This window comes from Nocardioides allogilvus, from assembly GCF_003047285.1.
In the GTDB taxonomy this organism is placed as follows: Bacteria; Actinomycetota; Actinomycetes; order Propionibacteriales; family Nocardioidaceae; genus Nocardioides; species Nocardioides allogilvus.
In genome coordinates, this window is record NZ_PZYX01000001.1 from 314899 (window position 1) to 339249 (window position 24351).

General features: G+C 70.9%; 25 protein-coding genes and 2 tRNA genes. 17 read left to right on the plus strand and 10 right to left on the minus strand.

Annotated features, from left to right (window positions below; translation table 11 throughout):
- The first annotated feature begins 4 nt into the window (after window positions 1–4).
- Window positions 5–691, plus strand: coding sequence for a metal-dependent transcriptional regulator (locus tag C9J87_RS01575; RefSeq protein WP_036491435.1), 687 nt, complete (start codon window positions 5–7; stop codon window positions 689–691).
- On the opposite strand, the gene C9J87_RS01580 is transcribed toward C9J87_RS01575, so the two are convergent.
- From C9J87_RS01580 to C9J87_RS01590, 3 genes are read right to left on the minus strand one after another with little or no spacing between them, the layout of a single operon-like run.
- Window positions 667–1509 (minus strand): Sir2 family NAD-dependent protein deacetylase, encoded by an 843-nt coding sequence (locus tag C9J87_RS01580; RefSeq protein WP_010834620.1) that lies wholly within the window; start codon window positions 1507–1509, stop codon window positions 667–669. The genes C9J87_RS01575 and C9J87_RS01580 overlap by 25 nt on opposite strands.
- The gene (locus C9J87_RS01585; protein ID WP_107704546.1) at window positions 1506–1775 is read right to left on the minus strand and encodes a DUF2277 domain-containing protein; all 270 of its coding nucleotides are present in this window, start codon (window positions 1773–1775) and stop codon (window positions 1506–1508) included. The genes C9J87_RS01580 and C9J87_RS01585 overlap by 4 nt, the downstream gene beginning before the upstream one ends.
- A 4-nt stretch (window positions 1776–1779) precedes the next feature.
- The gene (locus tag C9J87_RS01590; RefSeq protein WP_157953081.1) at window positions 1780–3648 is read right to left on the minus strand and encodes a beta-propeller domain-containing protein; all 1869 of its coding nucleotides are present in this window, start codon (window positions 3646–3648) and stop codon (window positions 1780–1782) included.
- 55 nt (window positions 3649–3703) lie between these two features.
- Here C9J87_RS01590 and C9J87_RS01595 point away from each other — a divergent pair, with 55 nt between their 5' ends.
- Window positions 3704–4858: a saccharopine dehydrogenase family protein gene (locus tag C9J87_RS01595; protein WP_107704548.1), complete on the plus strand. Its 1155-nt coding sequence runs from the start codon at window positions 3704–3706 to the stop codon at window positions 4856–4858.
- A gap of 9 nt (window positions 4859–4867) precedes the next feature.
- Here C9J87_RS01595 and C9J87_RS01600 read toward each other — a convergent pair.
- Window positions 4868–4943, minus strand: a tRNA-Arg gene (locus C9J87_RS01600).
- Window positions 4944–4998: 55 nt separating this feature from the next.
- On the minus strand, window positions 4999–6522 hold the full coding sequence (locus tag C9J87_RS01605; RefSeq protein ID WP_157953082.1) for a sulfatase-like hydrolase/transferase: 1524 nt from the start codon (window positions 6520–6522) through the stop codon (window positions 4999–5001).
- A gap of 186 nt (window positions 6523–6708) precedes the next feature.
- On the opposite strand from C9J87_RS01605, the gene C9J87_RS01610 reads away from it, so the two are divergent.
- Entirely contained in the window at window positions 6709–7965 is a 1257-nt protein-coding gene (locus C9J87_RS01610; RefSeq protein WP_157953083.1) for an LCP family protein, read from the plus strand.
- A complete protein-coding gene (locus C9J87_RS01615) occupies window positions 7962–8168 on the plus strand; it encodes a hypothetical protein (RefSeq protein WP_036493632.1) in 207 nt (68 codons plus the stop codon). Before C9J87_RS01610 ends, C9J87_RS01615 begins: the two co-directional genes overlap by 4 nt.
- Before the next feature lie 83 nt (window positions 8169–8251).
- On the opposite strand, the gene C9J87_RS01620 is transcribed toward C9J87_RS01615, so the two are convergent.
- The 3 genes from C9J87_RS01620 to C9J87_RS01630 form a co-directional block, all read right to left on the minus strand.
- The gene (locus tag C9J87_RS01620; RefSeq protein WP_010834631.1) at window positions 8252–8596 is read right to left on the minus strand and encodes an MscL family protein; all 345 of its coding nucleotides are present in this window, start codon (window positions 8594–8596) and stop codon (window positions 8252–8254) included.
- A 63-nt stretch (window positions 8597–8659) separates the two neighbouring features.
- Window positions 8660–9283, minus strand: coding sequence for an SAF domain-containing protein (locus C9J87_RS01625; protein ID WP_010834632.1), 624 nt, complete (start codon window positions 9281–9283; stop codon window positions 8660–8662).
- Between the two features lie 62 nt (window positions 9284–9345).
- Complete coding sequence (locus tag C9J87_RS01630; protein WP_010834633.1) at window positions 9346–9666, minus strand: FmdB family zinc ribbon protein; 321 nt, start codon at window positions 9664–9666, stop codon at window positions 9346–9348.
- Window positions 9667–9773: 107 nt separating this feature from the next.
- Here C9J87_RS01630 and C9J87_RS01635 point away from each other — a divergent pair, with 107 nt between their 5' ends.
- Complete coding sequence (locus tag C9J87_RS01635) at window positions 9774–12395, plus strand: penicillin acylase family protein (RefSeq protein ID WP_107704551.1); 2622 nt, start codon at window positions 9774–9776, stop codon at window positions 12393–12395.
- A gap of 16 nt (window positions 12396–12411) precedes the next feature.
- Window positions 12412–13122 (plus strand): AIM24 family protein, encoded by a 711-nt coding sequence (locus C9J87_RS01640; RefSeq protein WP_010834635.1) that lies wholly within the window; start codon window positions 12412–12414, stop codon window positions 13120–13122.
- Here C9J87_RS01640 and C9J87_RS01645 read toward each other — a convergent pair.
- Window positions 13112–13705, minus strand: a complete 594-nt coding sequence (locus tag C9J87_RS01645) for a 5-formyltetrahydrofolate cyclo-ligase (RefSeq protein WP_232819801.1) — start codon at window positions 13703–13705, stop codon at window positions 13112–13114. The two genes, C9J87_RS01640 and C9J87_RS01645, sit on opposite strands and share 11 nt — an antisense overlap.
- Window positions 13706–13727: 22 nt before the next feature.
- Between C9J87_RS01645 and C9J87_RS01650 the strand changes: the two genes are divergently transcribed.
- The 8 genes from C9J87_RS01650 to C9J87_RS01685 all read left to right on the plus strand — a co-directional run bounded on the left by C9J87_RS01650 (window position 13728) and on the right by C9J87_RS01685 (window position 19473).
- Window positions 13728–15110 (plus strand): UTP--glucose-1-phosphate uridylyltransferase, encoded by a 1383-nt coding sequence (locus tag C9J87_RS01650; protein ID WP_107704553.1) that lies wholly within the window; start codon window positions 13728–13730, stop codon window positions 15108–15110.
- Entirely contained in the window at window positions 15103–16332 is a 1230-nt protein-coding gene (glp, locus tag C9J87_RS01655) for a molybdotransferase-like divisome protein Glp (protein ID WP_107704554.1), read from the plus strand. Before C9J87_RS01650 ends, glp begins: the two co-directional genes overlap by 8 nt.
- Entirely contained in the window at window positions 16332–16802 is a 471-nt protein-coding gene (moaC, locus tag C9J87_RS01660; RefSeq protein WP_107704555.1) for a cyclic pyranopterin monophosphate synthase MoaC, read from the plus strand. The genes glp and moaC overlap by 1 nt, the downstream gene beginning before the upstream one ends.
- On the plus strand, window positions 16799–17269 hold the full coding sequence (locus C9J87_RS01665; protein WP_107704556.1) for a MogA/MoaB family molybdenum cofactor biosynthesis protein: 471 nt from the start codon (window positions 16799–16801) through the stop codon (window positions 17267–17269). Before moaC ends, C9J87_RS01665 begins: the two co-directional genes overlap by 4 nt.
- Entirely contained in the window at window positions 17266–17871 is a 606-nt protein-coding gene (locus C9J87_RS01670) for a GNAT family N-acetyltransferase (protein ID WP_232819802.1), read from the plus strand. The genes C9J87_RS01665 and C9J87_RS01670 overlap by 4 nt, the downstream gene beginning before the upstream one ends.
- Window positions 17872–17958: 87 nt before the next feature.
- Window positions 17959–18807: a divisome protein SepX/GlpR gene (gene sepX / locus C9J87_RS01675; RefSeq protein ID WP_107704557.1), complete on the plus strand. Its 849-nt coding sequence runs from the start codon at window positions 17959–17961 to the stop codon at window positions 18805–18807.
- Between the two features lie 74 nt (window positions 18808–18881).
- Window positions 18882–19352: an SRPBCC family protein gene (locus C9J87_RS01680; RefSeq protein ID WP_107704558.1), complete on the plus strand. Its 471-nt coding sequence runs from the start codon at window positions 18882–18884 to the stop codon at window positions 19350–19352.
- A 48-nt stretch (window positions 19353–19400) separates the two neighbouring features.
- Window positions 19401–19473 (plus strand) — tRNA-Ala (locus C9J87_RS01685).
- Between the two features lie 47 nt (window positions 19474–19520).
- On the opposite strand, the gene C9J87_RS01690 is transcribed toward C9J87_RS01685, so the two are convergent.
- A complete protein-coding gene (locus C9J87_RS01690) occupies window positions 19521–21140 on the minus strand; it encodes a dolichyl-phosphate-mannose--protein mannosyltransferase (protein WP_198652205.1) in 1620 nt (539 codons plus the stop codon).
- 38 nt (window positions 21141–21178) lie between these two features.
- On the opposite strand from C9J87_RS01690, the gene rsmI reads away from it, so the two are divergent.
- From rsmI to C9J87_RS20375, 3 genes are all read left to right on the plus strand, one after another.
- Window positions 21179–22027 carry a 16S rRNA (cytidine(1402)-2'-O)-methyltransferase gene (rsmI, locus tag C9J87_RS01695; protein WP_107704728.1) on the plus strand — a complete coding sequence of 283 codons (849 nt, stop codon included), beginning with the start codon at window positions 21179–21181 and terminating at the stop codon, window positions 22025–22027.
- Entirely contained in the window at window positions 22014–22910 is an 897-nt protein-coding gene (locus C9J87_RS01700) for a TatD family hydrolase (protein WP_107704559.1), read from the plus strand. Before rsmI ends, C9J87_RS01700 begins: the two co-directional genes overlap by 14 nt.
- A gap of 275 nt (window positions 22911–23185) precedes the next feature.
- Entirely contained in the window at window positions 23186–24316 is a 1131-nt protein-coding gene (locus tag C9J87_RS20375; protein ID WP_107704560.1) for a resuscitation-promoting factor, read from the plus strand.
- Window positions 24317–24351: the final 35 nt, after the last annotated feature.

Sequence of the window (24351 nt, forward strand, 5' to 3'; positions counted from 1 at the left end):
TCGAGTGAGCGACCTGATCGACACCACCGAGATGTATCTCCGCACGATCTACGAGCTCGTGGAGGAGGACATCATCCCGCTGCGCGCGCGCATCGCCGAGCGCCTGCACCAGAGCGGGCCGACCGTCTCCCAGACGGTGGCGCGCATGGAGCGCGACGGACTGGTCACGGTCGAGGGTGATCGCCACCTCGAGTTCACCGAGGAGGGCATGCGTCTCGCCACCCGGGTCATGCGCAAGCACCGCCTCGCCGAGCGGCTGCTCACCGACGTCATCGGTCTCGACTGGGAGCTCGTGCACGCCGAGGCCTGCCGCTGGGAGCACGTGATGTCGGAGACCGTCGAGCGTCGGCTCGTCGAGCTGCTCGGCCACCCGACCGAGTCCCCCTACGGCAACCCGATCCCCGGTCTCGACGAGCTCGGTGAGAGCGCGCTGGGCGAGACCTTCATGGAGGGCGTCGAGTCGCTGGCGGCCGTCGCGGGTCCGGTGGAGTCGCGCGTGCACGTGCGCCGCATCTCCGAGGAGATGCAGAAGGACGAGGTGCTGATGAGCGCGCTGCGTCGCGCCGGTGCCCTCCCCGACAAGACGATCACCGTCGTCGCCACGTCCGAGGGCATCCTGATCGGCTCCGGCGGCGAGACCGCCGAGATCTTCGCCGACGCCGCCGATCACATCTTCGTACGCCGCCTCTGAGCCAGCTCGTCGGCCAGTGACGCGAGGAAGTCGCTGGTCCCGACCTCGAGCTTGTGGGTCGCGAGGTCGTCGCCGCGCGTCAGGCCGCGGTTGACGATCACCACGGGCGTGCCGGCCGCGGCCGCGCGCTTCACGAACCGCAACCCGCTCATCACGGCCAGCGACGAACCCGCCACCAGCAACGCGCCGTCGGCGCCCAGCGCATCGACCGCGTCGTAGCAGCGGGCCACGCGGTCGGCCGGGACGTTCTCCCCGAAGAACACGACGTCCGGCTTGAGCACCCCACCGCAGTCGTCGCACACGGCGACCACGAAGTCGGCCGTCGCGTCGAGGTCGACGTCGCCGTCGGGCCGCATCGCCGCGTGCCCGTGGCGCACCATCCAGTCGGCGTTGAGCTCGTCCAGCCTGACCTGCAACGCCGCGCGCGGCGACGTACGGCGACAGGCCAGGCAGACGACGTCCGCGACCCGTCCGTGCAGCGCGACGAGACGGTCGGAGCCGGCGGCCTCGTGGAGGCCGTCGACGTTCTGGGTGATGAGGAGCCTCGGATCGATCTGCGCCAGCGCGACGTGACCGGCGTTGGGCACGGCGGCGCCCATCCGTGCCCAGCCGAGGTGGCTGCGCGCCCAGTAGCGCTGCTGCGCGACCGGGCCGGAGACGAACTCCTGGAAGGTCATCGGGGTGCGCGTCGGCGCCCCGGGCCCGCGGTAGTCGGGGATGCCGGAGTCGGTCGACAGCCCGGCCCCGGTCAGGACGACGAGGTCGCGCTCAGCGAGGAGGTCGAGCGCCTCCTCGGGTGCGGCCTGGGTGGCTGTCACGTCCCGTAGCGCAGCTGGGCGCGGGCCTTGGCCTTGGCGGCCTCGACCTCGCGGTCCTTGGGCGGCGCGGTCGTCACCAGGTCCTCGAGGAGGTGCTGGGTGAGGTGCGCGATCTCGCGCACGGCCTCGTAGAAGACCGCCTCGTTGGCCTGCGAGGGCTTGGTCGTCCCGGCGACCTTGCGGACGTACTGCAGCGCGGCAGCCGTCACCTCGTCCTTGGTCGCCGGCGGCTCGAAGTTGTTGAGCGGGCGGATGTTGCGGCACATGCGTTCAGGATAGGTCGAAGAAGGAGACGGCGTCCCCGGTCACCAGCACCACGCGGCCGTCGGCGAGCGGGACCAGCCGGACCTCGGCCACCTCGTCGCCGTACTCCACCTCGACCATGCGGTTGGAGATCTCGCCGGCCTGCAACGACAGCACCGAGACCCAGCCGGTGCGACCGCGCCACCCCTGCGAGACGACGGTCAGGGCCGTACGGCGATCGGGCAACCAGGTGAACTGGCGCGGGTCGATCCCCGCACCCGCCATGGAGTGCTTCGGGTAGGTCACGATGTCGAGCTGGCGCGGGTCGGTCAGGTCGGTGACGTCGAAGAGCGAGGCCTGCGCGCCGCGGGTCATGCCCCGGCTGTCGGCGTCCTGGCCGACGCCGATCAGACGGCGCTCGCCGAGCGGGTGGAGGTACTCGCTGAAGCCGGGGATCTTCAGCTCGCCCATCAGCTTCGGCTCGTCGGGGTCGGTGAGGTCGATGGCATAGAGCGGATCGGTCTGGCGGAAGGTGACGACGATGGCGAGGGTGTCGAACCAGCGCACCGACTTGATCTCCTCGTTGACGCCGAGCTTGTCGACGCGGCCGATCTCGGTGAGCGTCGTGCCGGTCTCGCGCAGGGTCACCACCGAGCTGAAGTTGCCGGTCTCGTTGGTCGCGCCGAGCGCGACGCGGAGCGCACCGTCGGCGTGGTCCATCGACCAGCGGTCCCTGACCTGCCCCTCCACGGTCCCGGAGGCGACGTGCGTGGTGTCGATGCCGTCGAGGGCGAAGGCGAACAGCTCGGTGCTGCCGTCGCCGCCCGGACAGGTCTCGAAGCAGTCGATGGTCGGGGTGCCCCACCAGCCGAAGGAGGCGGGGCCGGCAGCGAGGTAGAACCGGTCGGGGGAGAAGTAGGAAGCGGTGGAGGTGGTCGCGACGGCAGTGGTGACGGGCTCCACGACGGCGGTCTCGAAGGTCACGACGGTGGTGGTGCCCAGCGTGGTCTCCATGGTGGGGACGGCGACGTCGCCGCAGTCGACGGCGGGCTCGTCGCCGACGGTGGGCAGCCAGTCGGCGAGCGTCGTCTCGCGCACGAGGAGGCGGTTGAAGCGCTCCGCGCTGTCCTCGCTGAACTTGCCGTGGGGGAGGCGGAAGTCGAGGTCCGGGAGCCCGTTGTCGAGCACGACCCGGACCACGTCCCCGTGCAGGCGGGCCGCGCTGATGGTCGCGGAGTAGTCGGTCTCCTCGACGACCTGCGGGGTCCCGGGACGACTCACGTCGACGACGAGGACGCGCGCGCCGCTCGGCTGGTGCCGGTGACCGCGGTCGCCGAGCACGACCAGGCGGTCGCCAGAGACCAGCAGCTCGCCGTCGTGCAGGTCCGGGAGCTGGAGGGAGGACAGCTGGCGGGGCTCGTCGCCGGCGACGTCGTGGGTCGTGAGCACGTTGTCCTGGATGCGGAAGAGCAGGTCGCCCGCCACCTTCACGACGTCGGGCTCGTCGACGCCGACCTCCTGCACGTTGGTGCCGCTCTCGTTGCTGGTCGCGCGGGTCGTGGTCGGGACCCGGGCGTTCGCGGTCGACTGCCCGGCGACCGTCGTGCTGGCCCGGGCATCGAACATCACGATCGCGCCGCCGCCCCAGCCGTAGGGCGAGACGAGGTCGAGCCCGCGATCGACGTACGACTCGAGCAGGGCGTCGCAGTCGTCGGCGACCTCGAGCGAGGCGTTCGCGAGCCGGACGGGCGCCTGGGTGGTCGGGGGCGCGGTGGAGGGGACGCCCGACGGGCCGTGACCCTCATCCTCGCGGTCGAGGGCGAAGCCGACCCCGACGCCGACTCCGGCGGCCAGGGCGACGGCGGTGGCGGAGGCGACGGCGGTCCGGATCTTCACGCCTATCGGACGCCACCCCTCGCCGGGCGGTTCCCCGACCTGTGAGGATGTGGGCATGGCTGATCGTGACTTCGACATCGTCCTCTTCGGCGCCACCGGCTTCACGGGGCAGCTCACCGCCGACTACCTCGCGCGCAACGCGCCCGAGGGCCTGCGCTGGGCGCTCGCCGGTCGCAACCAGACCAAGCTCGAAGCCGTCCGCGACAAGCTCGGTCTCCCCGACCTCGAGCTGCTGCACGCCGACTCGACCGACCCGATCTCGCTGGCCGACGTCGCCGCCCGGACCCGGGTCGTGATCACCACCGTCGGTCCCTACCTGCAGTACGGCGCCGCGCTGGTCGCCGCCTGCGCCGACGCCGGCACCGACTACGTCGACCTCACGGGCGAGCCGGAGTTCGTCGACCAGATGTATCTCCAGCACCACGAGACCGCCGTACGCACCGGCGCCCGGCTCGTCCACGCCTGCGGCTTCGACTCGATTCCCCACGACCTGGGCGCGCTCCACACCGTCCAGCAGCTGCCCTCCGACGTCCCGATCACCCTGCGCGCGGTCGTCCGCTCCGGCGGCATGGCCTCGGGCGGCACGATCCACTCGGCCCTCGGCCAGTTCTCCCGGGCGCGCGAGATGAAGGCGGCGTACGCCGCTCGCCGCCGCATGGAGGGAAAGCCGGCCGACGGCCGCTCGTCACGGGCCGTGTCGGCCAAGCCCCACCGCGACCCGGTGCTGGGCTACTGGCTGCTCCCGTTGCCGACCATCGACCCGATCATCGTGGCCCGGAGCGGTGCCGCGCTGGCGACCTACGGACCAAGGTTCCGCTACTCGCACTTCGCCGGCACCAAGACGATCCGCTATGCCGCCGGTGGGGCGGTCGCCGTCGGTGCACTCGCCGCCGCGGCGCAGGTCAGGCCCGTGCGCAACTTCCTGCTCGGCAAGGTGTCGGCCGGGGACGGGCCCGACGAGGCGAAGCGGGAGAAGTCGTGGTTCACCGTCGACTTCGTCGGTGAGGGCGGCGGCCGGACCGTCCGCACCCGCGTCAGCGGCGGCGACCCGGGCTACACCGAGACGTCGATGATGCTGGCCGAGTCGGCGCTGTGCCTGGCCTTCGACGACAACCCGCCGACGGCCGGACAGGTCACCACCGCCCAGGCGATGGGCGAGAACCTGCTCGCCCGTGTCCAGGCGGGGGGCCTGAGGTTCGAGACCCGGTGACGGTGCTGGTGGTGCCCCAGGCAAGAGTCGAACTTGCGACCTTTCGCTTAGGAGGCGGCTGCTCTATCCACTGAGCTACTGGGGCGGATCGGCGCTCATCCTGCCATGCACGCATGCATGGATGGGAACCGACGTCGGGCTCAGCGACCAGGCTTGGGGACCGGGCCGAAGCCCCGGTTGCAGCTGCTGCCCGCGCAGTCGTCGAGCAGCCGGTAGCGGCGCTCCAGCTCGCGGCGTACGGCGACGTAGCGCTTGTCGAGGAGCAGGTTGGTCAGCTCGAACGGGTCCTTGGTGCGGTCGTACAGGAACCCGTCGGCAGGGGCGTTGTTGATCCGCCGGCCGTAGGAGTAGCGCTCGGTCAGCACGCCGCGGTAGGCCCAGCCGGCGAAACGTGCGGACGGATCCTTGGCGCCGGTCTGGATCAGCATCGTGTCGCGGTGGCCCGGAACCGCGGGGTCACGCAGGGTGGCGGCGAAGCTCTCCCCGTCGGTGGTGAGGGTCGGGGTCAGCGACATCAGCTGCGCGATCGTGGTCGTGAGGTCGACGAGCGAGACCGGCCGATCGGAGCGCGTGCCCGCGGGGACGCCCGGGCCGCGGACCACGAGCGGCACGTCGAGGATCTCGTCGGTGAGCCGGTCCTTGCCGGTGTAGCGGTGCTCGCCGAGGGCATAGCCGTTGTCGGAGGTGAAGACGATGAAGGTGTCGTCGAGCTCGCCCGTTCGCTCCAGGGCCTCGACCGTGTGGCGGACGGCCTCGTCGACGGAGAGCAGCGACCGGATGCGCCCGAGGTTGAGCCGCCTCATCGCCTCCGGCTTCAGCTTCGCCCGGCCGCGCACGATCGACTCCTTGTCGCGCATGTCGGCCTCGTTGAAGCTCGGCGCCTTGAACGCCTTGGGCGTCAGGCCCGTGAGTGCTTGTGCGTACGCCGCTTCGGCCGGCGGCACCATGCCGCCCCGGTCGCCGTCGCCGTCACCCTTGGCGGACGCCGGGAACCAGATGTGCGGCGCAACGTGGTTGGCGAAGATCAGGAACGGCCGGCGACCCGCCCAGGTGTCGATGTCGGCCACGGTCCGCTCGTCGAGGCGGGTGGTGACGTAGTCGTCGGTGTAGGTGTCGCCGTCGAAGAAGGTGAAGTTCTCGTAGTCGGTCGCCGGCTCGAGCAGGATGTCGAAGTTGGTCCAGCCCGGGTCGGCGGGGGCGTCCGCGTCGAACTTGTTGAGGTGCTTGCCGTGCAGCGCCGTGGCGTAGCCCGCGGCCTCGGCCCAGGTGGCGATGGTCGACGACGGGTCGAAGGCCTGCCATCCGCCGTACCGACCGGAGTTGTGGCGCACGCCGTTGTTCTGGGCGTACTGCCCGGTCATCAGCTCGGCCCGTGCCGGGCAGCACAGCGGGTGCGGCGACTGTGCCTGGGTGAAGGTCATGCCCTCGTCGGCCAGCAGGCTCCGCACGTGGGGGAGGTAGGCCAGGTCGTCCTTGCGCATGTCGTCGGTCAGGAAGACGACGACGTTGGGGGCATCGCTCGCAGCCACCCGGCTCGTCGCCGAGGAGTTCACCACCTGCTCCGGCCCGATCGGGGTCTGACCACTGACCGCGATCGCGGCGATGAGCGCCAGGAAGAGGAGTCCGGCACCTGCGGTGAGGGACAGGCGGAGGGATTGCGGCACGGAACAGGAACCTTCGGTTGCCAGACGGGCGGAAAGTGGTCGAGACGAACCCCCATCCTCACTCATGACTCCTCACGGCGGGGAATTTGTGCTGGACCGGACTACGGTGACAATTTGAGCCTCTCGCGTAGGTTGCGTAGGTCGCCCGTGCAGGGCTCCGCCAAGAAGAAGGTTGTGGACTGAGTCGTGGCAGGTGTGTCGAGCCCTGGAACGGATGTTCCTGCGCCCAAGCGCAAGGCGGAGGCCCAGCGCAAGCACACGGTCGGCCAGGTCATGCTGGTCAGCTCGCTGGTCCTGGCGCTGGTGACAGGTCTCGGTGTCGTGTTCCTCTACCGCCACCTCAACGGCAACATCAGCACGAAGTCGCTCGACGCCATCGGCAACCGGCCCGAGAAGATCTACCGCGGCAACGGCGAGCCCCTCAACATCCTGGTCATGGGTGACGACACCCGGTCCGGCGACGACAACGACATCGACCAGGAGACCGGAGGCGGCTCGGACACCACGATCCTGGTCCACCTGTCCGCCGATCGGAAGCGGTCCTATGCCGTGTCGATCCCGCGCGACTCGATCGTCGACCGTCCCGAGTGCGACGACAGCGCCGCCGCGCCCGACGTCATGTGGAACGCGGCGTTCGGCACCGGCGGTGAGCTGTGCACCGTCGCCCAGTTCGAGCAGTCCACCGACATCCTCGTCGACCACTTCGTGGTCATCGACTTCAACGGGTTCGGGGAGATGGTCGACGCCGTCGACGGCGTGCCCGTCTGCGTCCCCGAGGACATCGACGACCCGAAGCACGAGATCTTCGTCCCGGCTGGCGACCCGTCCGTCCTCAGCGGCGACGAGGCCCTGGACTACGTCCGCGCCCGCTATGTCGGTGAGCTCGCTCAGCAGAACGACCTCAGCCGGATCAAGCGTCAGCAGACCTTCATCGCGGCCCTGATCCGCAAGGTGAAGTCGGCCGGCACGCTCACCCGCCTCGACCGGGTCGTCGGCTTCCTCGACGCGGCCACGCGCTCCCTGCGCACCGACGAAGGTCTCGGCTCGGTCACCCGGATCGGCAAGATCGCCCTGCAGCTGCAGGACGTCGGGCTGGACAACATCAAGTTCATCACCGTCCCGACGGCCTACTACCCGCTCGACTCCGAGTTCAAGGGCAAGGTCTACTGGACCGAGGACGCCGACACCCTGTGGCAGATGCTCAACGAGGACAAGGCGCTGTCGCCGAACCTGCTGGCCGACTCCGTGACCGCCGAGCCGCCCGCGACCTCGAGCGAGGCGCAGGAGTCGGAGTCTCCCGCCCCGACCGAGACCGAGTCGCCGGCCGAGACCGAGTCCCCCAGCGAAGAGGCGTCCCCGACCGAGACTCCCACCGAGTCCGAGACGACGGCCCCCAGCGAGGAGCCGACGCCGAAGGAGACGACACCCGGGGTGTGCGCGTGAGCGACGCTCCGGAGCAGGACACCCCCGAGGCCGGCTCGCCCGAGCCGGAGTGGGTACGTCGCAAGCGACTCGCCGCCGTCTTCGGTGACGTGCTCCCCGAGCAGACGAGCGACGACCGCTCGCCCGGCTCGCGCGGCGACGGGGCCGGCGACGGCAAGGGCGACGACTGGTACCGCGACCAGGTGCCGCCCCACCACGGCTGAGTCGGCGCTCCCGCAGAAATGCAACGAACGGCCCGCCCCGAGGGGCGAGCCGTTCGTGGTGAAGCAGGTGCTGGAGCCGAAACTCAGCTGCGGGCCCGGAGGGCGTCGCGGATCTCCGTGAGCAGCTCGGTGTCGCTCGGGCCCGAGGCCTCGGCCGGGAAGAACTTCTCCTTGGCCTTGGTGTAGGGAACAACGACGAAGAAGTAGACGATCGCACCCATGATGATGAACGCGATCAGGGCGTTGAGGAAGAAGCCCAGGTCGCCCAGCTTGGCGTCACCGAAGACGTCGTCGAAGCCACCGGGAAGCAGGCCGGTCAGCCACGCGCTGAAGGCCGTGACGACGGACGCGAACGAGAGCGCCATGATCAGGCCGACGGCGATCTCGACAAGGTTGCCCTTGAGGATGAAGTTCTTGAATCCACTCATTGCATTATCTCCTTGCGTGACCCCGAGAGACGGAATCAATCAATGTCAGGACAACCGAGCACGCTAGCGGGTATACGTCACCGTGAGAAACTCCTGCAGCGTGGCGGCGGCGACAAATTGCGCACGGTCCGGGGTGATGCCGGCGACGACCAGGCGTCCGGTAAGGGTGGAGTCGGCCGAACCGGGCGGCGGGATCGCCAGCACCAGCACGTCGCTCGCCACCTCTGAGACATCGCCCGACTCGGGGTCGACAGCGCTCAGGTCGACGCGGTCACCGACCTCGAGCAGCTCGACCACGGCCGGGTCGGGGAGCCGCAGCGGCATCACCGTGAGGTCGGGATGGGCCTGCGCCAGCTCGGAGCCGACGAAGCGCAGGTCGGTGATCGCCTCACCCTGGCGCAACGGAGCCGCGAGCACCTGACCGGCCACGGCGCCCGTCAGCCCGGCCGGCGCCAGCTCCGTCGGCCACCTCACCATCGACACGTCGTCCGCCTCCAGTCGCTCGCCGGCGGCGAGGTCGCGCGAGGCGACCGGCACCTCGACGGTCGGCGGGCCGGGGCCGACGGTGGTGCGCAACCCGATCAGCACGGCCAGCGCGACGAGCAGCGCCGCGAGCGGGCGGCGCCGGGCCAGGATCGCGCGCCGGAGCGCGTGCAGGCGGCGGCGTACGGACGAAGCAGTGGGCATGCAGCGACGCTAGGGCGCTGCACCGACGAGCAGCCTGTGGTCATCCACAGGCGGCGGGCAGGTCAGCTGCTGGAGGAGCCTGTGGACGGTGAAGGGCTCGAGGTGGCGGCGGGCTTGGACGAACCGGAGTCCGACGAGGAGGAGGACGACGAGGACGACGACGAGTCGGAGGAGCCGCTGCTCGCGGGCACGGTCGACGACGAACCGGAGCGGCTGTCGGTGCGGTAGAAGCCCGAGCCCTTGAACACCACGCCCACGGCGTTGAAGACCTTGCGCAGCCGGCCCTCGCACTCGGGGCACACGGTCAGCGAGTCGTCGCTGAAGCTCTGGAACTGCTCGAAGGCGTGGCCGCACTCGGTGCAGGCGTACTGATAGGTGGGCATGAGAAACCTTGCTGGCTGGCGCAATCGGGACCGCGATCAGATGGGCCCGCGACTCGCTGGCACTCCACCCGATCGACTGCCAAGGGTACGGCACAATGCCTGATGAGATGACCGAGCAACCTGCGACCACGCCCGACGACGACTTCTCGTTGCGCACCCTCTTCCGCAAGGCGCCACGGGGCCTGCGCTGGTCCGCCTACGTCGCGGCCGCCCTGGCACTGCTGCTGGTCGTGCTCCTCGTGACCGCGGTCGCGTTCGTACGCCGACCCGTGCCCGAGACCGACGGTGCCCTCGAGCTCGCGGGGCTCGAGGGGCACGTCGAGGTGATCCGCGACGACCACGGCATCCCGCAGATCTACGCCGACACCGACGCCGACCTGATGCGTGCCCAGGGGTTCGTGGCCGCGCAGGACCGCTTCTTCGAGATGGACGTACGGCGCCACGTGACCGCCGGACGGCTCTCCGAGCTCTTCGGTGAGGACGGCCTGGAGACCGACAAGTACATCCGCACCATGGGATGGCGACGGGTCGCGGAGCAGGAGTGGGCGCTGCTGGAGACCGAGACGCGCGACGCGCTCACGGCCTATGCGCAGGGCGTCAACGCCTACCTCGACCAGCTCGGCACCAGCGAGATCGCGGTCGAGTACACGATCCTCGGCCTGACCGGCCTCGACTACGAGCCGGAGCCGTGGGAGCCCGCGGACTCGCTGGCCTGGCTCAAGGCGATGGCCTGGGACCTGCGCGGCAACATGGACGACGAGATCGCCCGCGTGATGGCCAGCCTGGACCACACCGAGGAGGAGATCGCCGAGCTCTACCCGGCCTACGACCCCGAGGCACACCCGCCGATCGTCGGCACCGGTGGCGTCGTGGACGAGGTGTTCGAGCAGAACGCAAGCGGCAACTCCACGCGCAACCCGCGGCGCCCGGCCTTCGACGCGGAGGCGGTCCGCACGCTCGTCGACCTGAAGGCGGGCCTGGACCGGATGCCCGAGCTGCTCGGTCGCGGCGAGGGGATCGGCTCCAACTCCTGGGTGGTCGACGGCGAGCACAGCGCGACCGGGCAGCCGTTGCTCGCCAACGACCCGCACCTCGGCATCAGCCAGCCCGGCATCTGGATGCAGACCGGCCTGCACTGCCGCGAGATCACCCCCGACTGCACGCTCGACGTCGCCGGCTTCACGTTCTCGGGCGTGCCCGGCGTGATCATCGGCCACAACGCCGACATCGCGTGGGGCTTCACCAACCTCGGCCCCGACGTCACCGACCTCTACCTCGAGCAGATCGAGGGCGCGACCTGGATCCAGGACGGCAAGCCCCGGCCGCTGACGCTGCGCACCGAGACGATCAAGGTCCGCGACGGCGACGACTTCGTCCTGCACATCCGCGAGACCGCCCACGGGCCGCTGCTCAGTGACGTCTCCCGGGAGCTCAGCACGGTCGGGGCCAACGCGCCGACCGACCAGCCGGGGGAGCGCGGCAACGGCTATGCCGTGGCGCTGCAGTGGACAGCACTCCGTCCGACGACGACCGCTGACGCGGTCCTCGGCCTCAACCGCGCGGGCGACTGGGACGAGTTCCGGGCGGCGGCCAGCGAGTTCGCCGTACCAGCCCAGAACATGGTGTACGCCGATCGCGACGGCCATATCGGCTACCAGGCGCCCGGCCTCGTACCCATCCGCAAGTCCGGCAACACCGGCGCGATGCCGGCCGAGGGCTGGCTCTCGGCCAACGACTGGACCGGCGACTTCATCCCCTTCGACGGGCTGCCCAACGTCCTCGACCCCGAGGAGGGCTTCATCGTCACCGCCAACCAGGCCGTGATCGACGACGACTACCCCTACTTCCTGACCGACGACTGGGACGCGGGCTACCGCTCGACGCGGATCCGCGAGCTGCTGGCCGAGGAAGGCGAGCTGTCGGTGGAGGAGATGACCCGCCTCCAGCTCGACACGGCCAACCCCATGGCGCCGACGCTGGTGCCCTACCTCCTCGACGTCGAGGACCTCGGCTCGCCCTACTACCGCGACGGCCAGGAGCTGCTGGCCGACTGGGACTTCACCCAGCCGGCGGACAGTGCCGCGGCGGCCTACTACAACGCGGTGTGGAGCAACCTGCTGCGACTGACCTTCCACGACGAGCTGCGCGAGGGCATCTGGCCCGACGGCGGCGACCGGTGGTTCGCGGTCGTCACCGACCTGCTGGCCGACCCAGCCGGGCCGTGGTGGGACGACAGCGAGACCGAGGACGTCACCGAGTCGCGCGACGACATCCTGAGCCAGGCGATGCGCGACGCGCGCGACGAGCTGACGATGCGCCAGTCACTCGACGCGGCCGACTGGACCTGGGGCCACCTGCACCAGCTCGACCTGCACCACTCCACGCTCGGCGAGTCCGGCGTCGCCCCGATCGAGCGGCTTTTCAACCGCGACGACCGCGGCGTCGGCGGCGGGCCGAGCATCGTCGACGCGACGAGCTGGAACGCCGCGCTCGGCTATGGCGTGACGGCGGCCCCGTCGATGCGGATGGTCGTCTCGCTCGCCGACTTCGACGCCTCGCGCTACATCAACCTCACCGGCGTCTCCGGCCACCCCGGCTCCTCCCACTACGGAGACCAGACCGAGCTGTTCGTCAACGGTGACTACTTGCCGTGGGCGTTCACCCGCGACGCCGTGGTCGAGGCCGGCGTGGACACCCTCGTGCTGACTCCGGCCGGAGCCGCCGACTGATCGCTAGGCTCGGGCCATGAAGAGTGAGCTGTTCGCCCAGGACAACCTCGAGATCGGTGACGGGCAGCGGTTCGCCCTCCAGAACCCCTACATGCTGCGCGTCTCGCTCGGTCCCGACGTGCTCGCGGTCAAGGGCGGGATGGTGGCCTTCCAGGGCCAGGTCCGCTTCGACCACGAGAAGTCCGGCTCGATGGCCAAGCTGATCAAGAAGGTCGTCACCAGCGAGGACATCCCGCTGATGCGCGTCTCCGGCCAGGGCGAGGTCTTCTTCGCCCAGGAGGCCGGCACCGTCCACCTCCTGACCCTCGAGGGCGACGGGATCTCGGTCAACGGCCGCAACCTGCTGGCCTTCGACGCTGCCATGGAGTGGGACATCAACCGCGTCCGCGGCGCCGGCATGATGGCCGGTGGCCTGTTCAACACCACCGTGCGCGGCACCGGCACAGTCGCCCTGTGCACCGTCGGCAAGCCGGTCGTCCTCGACTGCTCCCAGCAGCCGACCTACGTCGACGTGCAGGCGGCCGTCGCCTGGTCGTCCTCGCTCGTGCCCAGCGTCGTGTCGAGCATGAACATGAAGTCGATGCTGCGCGGCGGCTCCGGCGAGGCGTTCCAGTACGCCTTCCACGGTCCCGGCTTCGTCGTCGTCCAGCCCTACGAGTGGGTGGCCCCGCAGACCGGCTCCGGCGGCGGTGGCGGCGGACTGATCGGCGACCTGCTCAAGGGCTGACGGGCCTGACCCCCGTCGGCGTGACGACGTGCGTCACCCGCCGGTCGTGGACCTCGGTCGGCACCACCAGGCTGGCCTCGTCGTCGTGCAGGAGCACGCCGATGGGCACACCTGCGCCGACCCGCGCGAGCGCCCGGTCGTAGGACCCGCCCCCGCGGCCCAGCCGGTCGCCGTCGGTCGACGCGGCCAGCCCGGGCACCAGCACGACGTCGGCGCCGGCGACGGCCTCGATCCCGAGGCGCTGGCCGGTCGGCTCGAGCAGGCCGCGCGACGCGGGCTCCAGGGCTCCGGTGAAGACCGCCCAGTCGAGGTCGTTGTCCGCCCGCAGGACCGGGAGCAGCACCCGCTTGCCGGCGGCGTGCAGTGCCTCGAGCAGCAGCCCGGTCCCCGGCTCCCGGCCGACCGAGACATAGGCAGCGACGGTGACCGCTCGGCGTACGACGTCCCACGACAGCGCGTGCTCGGCGATCGCCTGCGCCGCGGCCACCGATTCGGCCAGTGGCCGCTGCCGCCGCGCGGCGAGGACCTGGTCGCGCAGGGCGTCCTTCGCGGGCACGACGGGGGGCTGGGCTGGTGTTGGCACGCGATCAGCCTACGATCGGAGCATGGGTAGCAAAGGCCTGGAAACGGCACGCGCCAAAATGCAGGACGCAGGTGTCGATCCCGTCGCCATCGACACGTTCGCGCACTACTACCGCCTCTTGGAGCACGGCGAGACCGGGATGATCCCCGAGTCGACGATCACCCCGCTCGACATGGAGGCACTGGCCGACGTCGAGGTGGACGACGAGGCCGCGGCCGAGGCGATCCGCCGGACCGCGGTGATCAAGCTCAACGGCGGCCTCGGCACCTCGATGGGCATGGACCGGGCGAAGTCGCTGCTGTGCGTGCGCCGCGGGCTGAGCTTCCTCGACATCATCGCGCGGCAGGTGCTGCACGTGCGCAAGGAGTACGCCGCCGACCTGCCGCTCATCTTCATGAACTCCTTCCGCACGTCGGCCGACACCATGGCCGCGCTCGCCCGCTACGAGGACCTCCAGGTCGACGGGCTGCCGCTGGAGTTCCTCCAGAACAAGGTGCCCAAGCTGCTCGCCGCCGGGCTCGTGCCGGCGGCCTATCCGAAGAACCCCGACCTCGAGTGGTGTCCGCCCGGCCACGGTGACCTCTACACCGCGCTGCGCGGGACCGGCCTGCTCGCCCAGCTGCGCGAGGCCGGCTTCCGCCACGTCTTCGTGTCCAACTCCGACAACCTCGGCGCGGTCCCCGACGCACGCGTCGCCGGCTGGTTCGCGCAGAGCGGTGCGCCGTTCGCGATCGAGGCCGTACGGCGAACCGCCTCCGACCGCAAGGGCGGCCACTTCGCCACGCGCAAGGCCGACGGCCGGATCGTGCTGCGGGAGAGCGCCCAGACGCTGGAGGCCGACAAGGACTCGCTGGCCGACCTCGACCGTCACAAGTTCACCTCGACCAACAACCTGTGGTTCGACCTCGACGCGATGACCGAGGCCCTCGACGCGCGCGAGGGCATCCTCGGCCTGCCGATGATCCGCAACGTCAAGCACCTCGACCCCGCCGACCCGACGACGCCGGAGGTCATCCAGATCGAGACCGCGATGGGCGCCGCGATCGAGATCTTCGAGGGCGCCCGCACCATCGAGGTCGGCCGCGACCGGTTCGTGCCGGTCAAGACGACCAACGACCTGCTGGTGCTGCGCTCCGACATCTACGACCTTGGCCAGGACTTCGTGCTGGACCAGTCCTCGGACGGTGTCCCCTTCATCGAGCTCGACGGCGACTTCTACAAGCTGGTCGGCGACTTCGACAAGCGCTTCCCCGAGGGCGCCCCGTCGCTGCGCGAGGCGACGTCGCTGGTCATCGACGGCGACGTCACCTTCGGCAAGGGCGTGCGCGTCGTCGGCGACGTCAAGATCAAGGCACCCAGTGCCGAGCGGATCGACGCGTCGGCCGTGCTGGCAGCCGATGGCTGAGCTGCTCCCGGTCCCCGACCTCGTCGAGCGGATCCTCGCGTCGGTCTCGCCGCTGCCCGACTTCCCACAGCCGCTGATGGAGGCGCTCGGCCTCGCTCTGGCCGAGGACGTCACGGCCGACATCTCGCTGCCCGGCTTCGACAACTCCGCCATGGACGGCTACGCCGTGACGTACGCCGATGTGTCGACCGCCTCCGAGGACGCCCCCGTCCAGCTGCCGGTGGTGGGGGAGATCGGTGCCGGCCAGGGCGGGCTGATGGCCCTCTCGCCCGGCACCGCCGCGAAGATCATGACCGGCGCCCCGGTGCCGGCCGGCTGCGACGCGGTCGTCCCCTACGAGTGGACCGACCGGGGCGTGGCCCAGGTGCGGATCACCCGAGCCCCGAGCAAGCACCAGCACATCCGGGTCGCCGGCGAGGACGTCGCCGAGGGCGACCTCCTGCTCGAGCACGGCACGGTCCTGGGCCCGCGCCACCTCGGCCTGCTCGCCGCGGTCGGCCGTGCCACCGTGCGCTGCCGCCCGCGTCCGCGCGTCGTCGTCATCTCGACCGGCTCCGAGCTGCGTGAGCCCGGATCGCCGCTCGGCCGGGACTCGATCTACGACGGCAACTCCTATCTCCTCGCGGCTTCCGCGCGCGCGGCCGGTGCGATCGCCTACCGCGTCGGCATCGTCCCCGACGACCCGCGCACGTTCACCGACGCGCTCAGCGACCAGCTCGTGCGCGCCGACATCGTCGTCACCAGCGGCGGCGTCTCCGAGGGCGACTTCGACGTCGTCAAGGAGGCGCTGTCCTCCCTCGGCTCCGTCTGGTTCGGCGGCGTCGCGATGCAGCCGGGCAAGCCGCAGGGCTTCGGCACGGTCGGCGACGACCGCACCCCGATCTTCACGCTGCCCGGCAACCCCGTCTCGGCCTACATCTCCTTCGAGACGTTCGTGCTGCCGGCGATCCGCCGGATGATGGGCAAGCTGCCCTACTCGCGGCCGCTGACCCGGGCGCGCCTGACCCATGGCATCTCCTCGCCCGAGGGCAAGCAGCAGATGGTGCGCGCGGCCTGGGACTCCGACCGCGGTGGGGCCTTCGTGACCCCGGTCGGTGGACACGGCTCCCACCTGCTCGGCGACCTCGCGGCGAGTGATGCGCTCATCGTCGTACCCCCCGACACCACGGCCCTGCGAGCCGGCGACATGGTGCAGGTCCTCCGACTGGACGAAGGCTTCTGATGACCTCCTTCTCCCACATCGACGACGCCGGCGCAGCCCGGATGGTCGACGTCTCCGGCAAGGCCGTGACGGCGCGTACGGCGAGCGCGTCGGGCCGGGTCCACGTCTCGCCGGCGGTGATCGCGCTGCTCCGCGGCGCGGGCGTGCCGAAGGGCGACACCCTCGCGGTGGCCCGGCTCGCAGGCATCATGGGCGCCAAGCAGACCCCGTCGCTGATCCCGCTGTGCCACCCGCTCGCGCTGTCGTCGGTCACCGTCGACCTCACGGTCACCGACGAGTCGGTCGACATCCTCGCCACGGTCGCCACCACCGACCGGACGGGCGTCGAGATGGAGGCGCTCACCGCGGTCTCGGTCGCCGCGCTCACCGTCATCGACATGGTCAAGGCGGTCGACAAGGGTGCGGTGATCACCGACGTGCGCGTCGAGACGAAGACCGGCGGCAAGTCGGGCGACTGGAAGCGGTCATGAAGGCCGCCGTCGTCGTCGCGTCCAACCGCGCGGCGGCGGGTGTCTATGCCGACGAGACCGGCCCGCTGATCGTCGCGTGGCTGGTCGAGCAGGGCTTCTCGACGGGCGAGCCCGTCGTCGTGCCCGACGGCGAGGCCGTGGGCCGCGCGATCTCCGCGGCTGTCACCGACGGGGCGCGCGTCGTGCTCACCACCGGCGGCACCGGGCTGACACCGACCGACCGCACCCCCGACGTGACGCGCCCGCTGTTCGACCACGAGGTGCCGGGCATCGCCGAGGCGATCCGCGCCCACGGCCTGGCCAACCAGGTCCCGACCGCCATGCTGTCGCGCGGCGTCGCCGGGGTCATCGGCTCGTGCCTGGTCGTCAACCTCCCCGGGTCCCGCGGGGGTGTGAAGGACGGCCTGGCCGTGCTGGCGCCGGTGCTGCGGCACGCTGTGGAGCAGATCGTCGGCAGCGACCATTGATCCCGGTCAAGCCGACGCCCGGGTGGCCGGCCTTCCTGGTGCACCGCGAGGTTGCCCTGCGCCCGCTGGAAGCCGCCGACGCCGAGGCGTGGCGTGACGTCCGCTCGCGCAACATGGACTGGCTCAGGCAGTGGGAGGCGACCCTGCCTCCCGGTGAGGACCACTCCGGCGGCAACTACGCCCAGGTCGTGCGCCGCCTGCGCCGGCTCGCCCGGCAGGGCCAGGCGATGCCGTTCGCGATCGAGGTCGACGGCAGCTTCGCCGGTCAGGTCACCGTCAACAACATCGTCCGCGGGTCGGCGCAGTTCGCCTCGATCGGCTACTGGCTCGACCGCGGCGTCGCCGGTCGCGGGATCATGCCGATCGCGGTGGCGATGGTGATCGACCACTGCTTCACCAGTGCCCGGCTGCACCGGATCGAGATCAGCATCCGCCCGGAGAACAGCAACTCGCTGCGGGTCGTGGAGAAGCTCGGCCTGCACGAGGTCGGCTACGCGCCGCGGTTCCTGCACATCGACGGCGCCTGGCGCGACCACCGGATCTTCGCGGTCACGGTCGAGGACTGCCCGCGGGGGATGCTCGCGACCCTCATCTCGTCGTGAACGAATCACACGAGTCACACGAGTTGCCTTGCGACACACCTATGGACTTGCGCCTCACACTGCGCTAGGGAATCTAACCTCAGAGGTGTGGACCTGAGTGCGTTGATCTTCGTTGCGCTGGCGGTGGCGTGGGCCGTCTACCTGATTCCCAAGGCGCTCAAGCACCATGACGAGGTCGTCCGGAGCCGGTCGGTCGACCGGTTCTCCCAGACGATGCGCGTGCTGGCCCGTCGCGAGCCGATCAACCGCCGCGATGCCCGCCTCGTCGTCACGCCCAACCGCCACACCTCCGCGCCGACCGTCGAGACCAAGGCCTCCAGCCTCGCCGCGACGCAGCCGTCGTACGCCGCTCGCCGGGCCGCCGCCGCGAAGGCCACCCGGCGTCGTCGCAACGTGCTCGGGCTGGTCCTGCTCGCCAACACCCTCGTCATCGGGCTCGCCGTGGCCGGCGTGCTCACCTGGCCGTGGGTCGCCCTGCCCGCCGGTCTCCTCGTCGCCTGGCTGGTCGCCTGCCGCGTCATGGTCAAGGGCGAGCGGGCCGCTGCCCGACCCGTCCGGACCACGCTGCCGGTCGTCGACGAGCTCCCCGAGACCACCGACTCCCCGATGACGCCCGACGTCGAGGCGTCCGAGGCGTCCGAGGAGCCCGCCGCGGCTCCCGCTCCCGTGCAGGTCGACGAGGCTGAGCCGGCCCGTGCCGAGGGCGCTGCGCCCGCCCGTGCCGAGGGCGCGTGGGACATGGTGCCGACGACCTTGCCGACCTACGTCTCGAAGGCGCCCGCCGTGCGCCGTACGGTCCAGACGATCGACCTCGACTCGACCGGTGTCTGGTCCTCGGGTCGCAACGACGACGACTCCGCCCTGGCCCGCGAGGCCGAGGAGTCCGAGCGCACTGCCCGCACCGCCGCGGCCGAGCGCCGCGCCGCCGGTTCCTGACGCCGTCCGCTGGTCCGCCGGACCTGCTCCGGGACGTTCGACGGGGGGCTGTGCGCCGCCGCTAGGTTGGATCCATGGCCACCGTCACCCTGTCCGAGTCCCGCGCCGTCCCGATCCCGGTCGAGGAGGCCTTCGACCGGGTGCTGGCACACCCGCTGCCCTCCGTCTTCCGCCGCCGCCGGCTCGCGATCCCGCCGATCAAGGACGTGCGTCACCAGGACGGCGAGTGGGGGAGCGTCGGCCAGACGCGCACGATCGTGCTCGCCGACGGCGGCACGATGCGCGAGACGCTGACCTCCAACGACCGCCCGCACGCCTTCGGCTACACCATCTCCGAGGTCCGTGGCCCGATGAAGCCGCTGGTCGCCAGCGCCGACGGCCGCTGGTCCTTCGAGCCCGCCGGCACCGGCACCCGGATCACCTGGACGTGGGTGCTCACCCCGACCGCGGCCGGTCGCGTGGCGATGCCCGCCTTCGGCGCGATGTGGCGCGGCTACGCCCGGCAGGCACTCGAAGAGGTCGAGGCCATCCTGCTCGGCGACTGACGCGATTGGGCGCCCCCGAATATCGGCTGGTATCTTTTCCAATCGCTTGGGGGTGTGGCGCAGCTGGTAGCGCGTCTCGTTCGCATCGAGAAGGCCAGGGGTTCGAGTCCCCTCACCTCCACAAGCACCGAACGGCCCGTCCCAGACGGGCCGTTCGTCATTTCCGCCTCAGATCCAGCGGGTGAACCAGATCCGCCGCAGCCACTCGTCATGGGTGATGAGCTGGTCGGTCCACACCGGCCAGAACCACGCGAAGGCGAACACGGTCAGCACGACGAACGACCCGGAGATCACCACTCCTGCCGTACGCCGCGGGGTGGGCGCGTTGGACGAGCCCACGATGGTGCCCAGGGCGAGCGCGAGGCCGAGCACCAGGAACGGCAGGCACGCGATGGCGTAGAAGATGAAGATCGGCCGGTCGTCGAACCTCAGCCACGGCAGCCACGTCGAGCCGACACCGACGACCGCGACCCCGAAGCGCCAGTCGCGCCCGCCGGCCCAGCGGACGACGGCGAACACCAGCGCCAGCGACCCTGCCCACCAGATCAGCGGGTTGCCGAGCAGCAGGACCTGGCGCAGGCAGGTGGAACCCGTGGGCGCGTCGCAGCCCTGGCTCCCCGGCCGGATGTCCAGCTGGGCGTCGACGCCGACCGGACGGCTCATCAGCAGCCAGCCGATCGGGCGCGAGGCGTAGACGTGGGAGCTGTCGTTGAGGAAGTGGGCGTGGAAGGCGTAGACGTCCTGGTGGTAGTCCCACAGGGAGTGCAGCGACTGCCGGACCTCGCCGATCCCCTCCGCGTCGGGTTGGCTCGCACTCGCCCAGGGCTTGCCGCCGTCGAAGGTCGTGTACTGCGTGTTGCTGAGTGTCTTCTCGTACTCGTCGGCGTGCACCAGCCAGCCGGTCCAGCTCGACACGTAGACCACCAGCGCCACGAGCACGAGGCTCGCGAACGCGATCGGGCCGTCGACCAGGAGCGCTTTCACCAGCGCCTTGGGCTGTCCGAAGGACCGCCGGGCGCCGTAGTTCCAGGCGGTCAGCAGCAGGCCGAACGCGGCGAGCGGGAAGAGCGCCGTCCACTTGGTGCCGACGGCCAGTCCGAAGGCGATGCCGGCGGCGACCAGCCACGGCCGGAAGAGCGCCCGGGTGCGGCCCCGGGCGAGGCGGGAACGGAACCACTGTCGGTCCGCCACGACACAGTGGACGCCCAACAGGATGAAGAAGGCGAGGAAGATGTCGAGCAGGGCCAGCCGGGACAGGACGAGCTGCAGGCCGTCCAGGGCGAGCAGGAGCCCGCCCACGAGGCCGAGCGCGGTCGAGCCGGACACCCGGCGGACGAAGCGGCACATCAGCAGCACCATCAGCGAGCCGACCACCGCGGCCGCGATGCGCCAGCCGAAGGGGTCCATGCCGAAGGCCTTCTCGCCCAGCGCGATGATCCACTTGCCGACCTCAGGGTGCACCACCATCGACGGGGTGTCCGCCCAGAGCCCGCCCGCCTGGCCGTTGAGGATCGTCTTGTCGGCGTCCTCGACGTAGGTCCGCACGTAGCCGTTGCCGAGCATCGACCACGCGTCCTTGGCGTAGTAGGTCTCGTCGAAGCTGAACTGGTGCGGGGTGCCGAGCTTCCACCAGCGCAGGAAGAACGCCAGCGCGGTGATCGCGAGGGCCAGCGTCCACCCGATGAGCGGGTCCTCGGTGTGCCAGCGCGGTCTGGCTCGCTCCTCCGCGGACGGGACCTCGCTGCCCGTCGCGGTGCGCGACAGACTGACGGTGGCAGGAGCGGTCACGTCCGAGACTCTAGATCGTCCCTGACATGATCGGCGGCATGTCCTCCACCACGCCTTCCACCGGGGTGCTCGTGCTCGCCGCCACCCCGATCGGCCAGGCCGGGGACGCGCCGCCGCGACTGGCGGCCGAGCTGACGGGCGCCGACGTGGTCGCCGCCGAGGACACCCGTCGGCTCAAGCGGCTGACCAGCGACCTGGGCATCACCCTGACCGGCCGCGTCGTGTCCTACTTCGAGGGCAACGAGTCGGCGCGCACGCCCGTCCTGCTGGCCGCCCTGCTCGCCGGCGAGCGGGTCGTGCTGGTGACCGACGCGGGCATGCCGAGCGTGTCCGACCCGGGCTACCGGCTCGTCGTCGCGGCGGTCGAGCACGACGTGCACGTCACTGCGGTGCCCGGACCCAGCGCCGTGCTCACTGCGCTCGCGGTCAGCGGCCTGCCCGTCGACCGGTTCTGCTTCGAGGGGTTCTTGCCGCGCAAGGCGGGGGAGCGGAGCCGCCGGCTCGCCGGCCTGGCCCGCGAGGACCGGACGATGGTGTTCTTCGAGGCGCCGCACCGCACCGAGGCGGCGCTCGCCGCGATGGCCGAGGCCTTCGGTGGGGAGCGCAGCGGGGCCGTGTGCCGTGAGCTGACCAAGACCCACGAGGAGGTACGGCGAGGACCGCTCGCCGACCTGGTCGCGTGGGCCGCCGAGGGGGTCCGCGGAGAGGTCACCATCGTCGTGGAGGGCGCTCCGGCGCAGGCCGAGGTCGGCACCGACCCCGAGTCCCTGCGCGCCGCCGTCGCCGAGGAGGAGGCAGCGGGTGCCACCCGCAAGGAAGCGATCGCCGACGTCGCCCGCCGGGCCGGCGTCCCGAAGCGGGAGGTCTACGACCTTGTCCACCGATAGGCCGACGAACGAGCCCACCCGCGCCCGCGCGGCCACCGAGGAGACGTCCGGGGCCCGTCGTGACCGCCAGCGTCCGCCGGCGCCCGAGCCGCTGCCGCTGCCCGTGGTCGACAACCACTGCCACCTCGACATCGCCGACGGCGACTGGCTGGAGACGCGCGAGGCCATCGAGCTGGCCGGGTCGGTCAACGTCACCCGGATCGTCCAGATCGGCTGTGACCTGCCCGGCGCCCGCTGGGCGGTGGCGGCGGCCGCCGAGCACCCCGAGCTGATCGCCGGGGTCGCGCTGCACCCCAACGAGGCGCCGCGGGTCGAGGACCTCGACGCCGCGATGGCCGAGATCGAGGCCCTCGCGGGCGCCCACGACCTGGTGCGGGCCGTCGGTGAGACCGGGCTCGACCACTTCCGCACCGGCGAGGACGGCCGGGCGGTCCAGGAGGAGAGCTTCCGCCGCCACATCGACCTGGCCAAGCGGCTCGACAAGACGCTGGTGATCCACGACCGGGACGCCCACGACGAGGTGCTGCGCGTCCTCGACGAGGAGGGGGCGCCCGACCGCTGGGTGATGCACTGCTTCTCCGGCGACGTCGACCTCGCTCGCGCCTGCCTGGAGCGCGGAGCGCACCTGAGCTTTGCCGGCACGGTCACGTTCAAGAACGCCGCCGGCCTGCGCAACGCACTGGCCGTGACGCCGATCGACCGCCTCCTGGTGGAGACCGATGCGCCGTACCTCACCCCCACGCCGTTCCGTGGCCGACCCAACGCTTCCTACCTCGTCCCGCACACCGTCCGGGCCATGGCCGAGGTCCGCGGCGACGACCTCGAGACCCTCTGCGAGGCGATCAACCTCAACACCGAGAGGGCCTTCGGCGGCCCGTGGTGAGGGGTCGGAGGGGGCGGGTGAGCGCCGTCACGACCGCCGAGACGCTGGTCACGATCGGCCCGGAAAACCGCCGTTCGACTTTGAACCATCCGTCATCACCGTTATCGTCCTGTGACGTTGGCCGGGATCGGGAACGATTCGCCAGCGCCCGGAGGTTGGTATGAGCCCCCTCCGCGAGACCCCCGCTCGCACCTCGCCCACCGCCCCCGGTGGACACGGCTGCACGCGGGAGCGCTGACAGCCCGAGGCCCGGAGAGCTCGAAGTCCGGAGAAACGTGCGCTCACGCATCGTCCACCTCAGCAAGTCCAAGGCCCTGCTGGCGACCCTCGTCGCCGTCATCGTCGTCGCCGTCGGCGGCTCGACGTTGGGCTACGCAGCACTCAGCAAGTCGGTGACGCTGTCACTCGACGGCCAGGCCCAGACGGTCACGGCCATGGGTGACACGGTCGCCGAGGTGCTGGCCTCGGAAGGCATCGAGCTCACCGACAAGGATCTCGTGGCCCCCGCCCTCGACGAGAGCGTCGATGACGGAAGCCGCATCTCGGTCCAGTTCGGCCGCCCGCTCGAGCTGAGTGTCGATGGTGAGGAGCGCACCTACTGGGTGAACTCCACCGACGTCGCGAGCGCCCTGGGCGAGATCGGCCGCGGCTATCCGACCGCCGACCTCTCGACCAGCCGTGACGCCACGATCTCCCGCAGCGGCATCCGCCTCGAGGTCACGACCCCGAAGAAGATCCGGATCCAGGTCGGCAAGCAGGAGATGAAGACCCAGAAGATCACGGCGCTCACGGTGGCCGAGGTCCTCGACGAGCTCGGCGTGAAGGTGTCGAAGCACGACAAGGTGACCCCCGGCCTCAAGAAGCAGATCACCGACGGCGACAAGATCGTGCTCACCGACATCCGCATCGTCACCAAGCGCGTCAAGGACGAGGCGATCGACTTCGACGTCATCGAGCGCCCGGACGACTCCATGTTCGAGGGCGACGACGAGACGGTCCGCGAGGGCCGCGACGGCGTGCGCGACGTGACCTACAAGCTCACCGTCCGCAACGGCCAGGTCATCGCGACCAAGGTCGTCACCGCCGACGTCCAGCGCGAGCCGGTCGACGCCATCGTCAAGGTCGGCACCAAGGAGGAGGTCACCTCCAACTACGCCTCCGGCGGCACGGTCTGGGACGCCCTCGCGCAGTGCGAGTCCGGCGGCAACTGGGCCATCAACACCGGCAACGGCTACTACGGCGGCCTGCAGTTCAACCTCGGCACCTGGCAGGCCTACGGCGGCACGGGCCTCCCGAGCCAGGCCTCGCGGGAGACCCAGATCGCGGTCGCGACCCGCCTCCGTGACGCTTCCGGCGGGTACGGCGCGTGGCCGCACTGCTCCGCCCAGCTGGGCCTGCCTCGCTGATCACGCTGATCGCGCGGTCGACATCTAGGCTCTGC

What these genes read in the sequence shown, in the direction of transcription:
- rsmI (WP_107704728.1), top strand. Translation starts at nt 21,179, where the DNA reads ATGTCCTCCACCACGCCTTCCACCGGGGTGCTCGTGCTCGCCGCCACC.
- moaC (WP_107704555.1), top strand. Translation starts at nt 16,332, where the DNA reads ATGACCTCCTTCTCCCACATCGACGACGCCGGCGCAGCCCGGATGGTC.
- C9J87_RS01625 (WP_010834632.1), bottom strand. Translation starts at nt 9,283, where the DNA reads ATGCCCACTGCTTCGTCCGTACGCCGCCGCCTGCACGCGCTCCGGCGC.
- glp (WP_107704554.1), top strand. Translation starts at nt 15,103, where the DNA reads ATGGCTGAGCTGCTCCCGGTCCCCGACCTCGTCGAGCGGATCCTCGCG.
- C9J87_RS01585 (WP_107704546.1), bottom strand. Translation starts at nt 1,775, where the DNA reads ATGTGCCGCAACATCCGCCCGCTCAACAACTTCGAGCCGCCGGCGACC.
- C9J87_RS01595 (WP_107704548.1), top strand. Translation starts at nt 3,704, where the DNA reads ATGGCTGATCGTGACTTCGACATCGTCCTCTTCGGCGCCACCGGCTTC.
- C9J87_RS01640 (WP_010834635.1), top strand. Translation starts at nt 12,412, where the DNA reads ATGAAGAGTGAGCTGTTCGCCCAGGACAACCTCGAGATCGGTGACGGG.
- C9J87_RS01635 (WP_107704551.1), top strand. Translation starts at nt 9,774, where the DNA reads ATGACCGAGCAACCTGCGACCACGCCCGACGACGACTTCTCGTTGCGC.
- C9J87_RS01620 (WP_010834631.1), bottom strand. Translation starts at nt 8,596, where the DNA reads ATGAGTGGATTCAAGAACTTCATCCTCAAGGGCAACCTTGTCGAGATC.
- C9J87_RS01630 (WP_010834633.1), bottom strand. Translation starts at nt 9,666, where the DNA reads ATGCCCACCTATCAGTACGCCTGCACCGAGTGCGGCCACGCCTTCGAG.
- C9J87_RS01680 (WP_107704558.1), top strand. Translation starts at nt 18,882, where the DNA reads ATGGCCACCGTCACCCTGTCCGAGTCCCGCGCCGTCCCGATCCCGGTC.
- C9J87_RS01650 (WP_107704553.1), top strand. Translation starts at nt 13,728, where the DNA reads ATGGGTAGCAAAGGCCTGGAAACGGCACGCGCCAAAATGCAGGACGCA.
- C9J87_RS01665 (WP_107704556.1), top strand. Translation starts at nt 16,799, where the DNA reads ATGAAGGCCGCCGTCGTCGTCGCGTCCAACCGCGCGGCGGCGGGTGTC.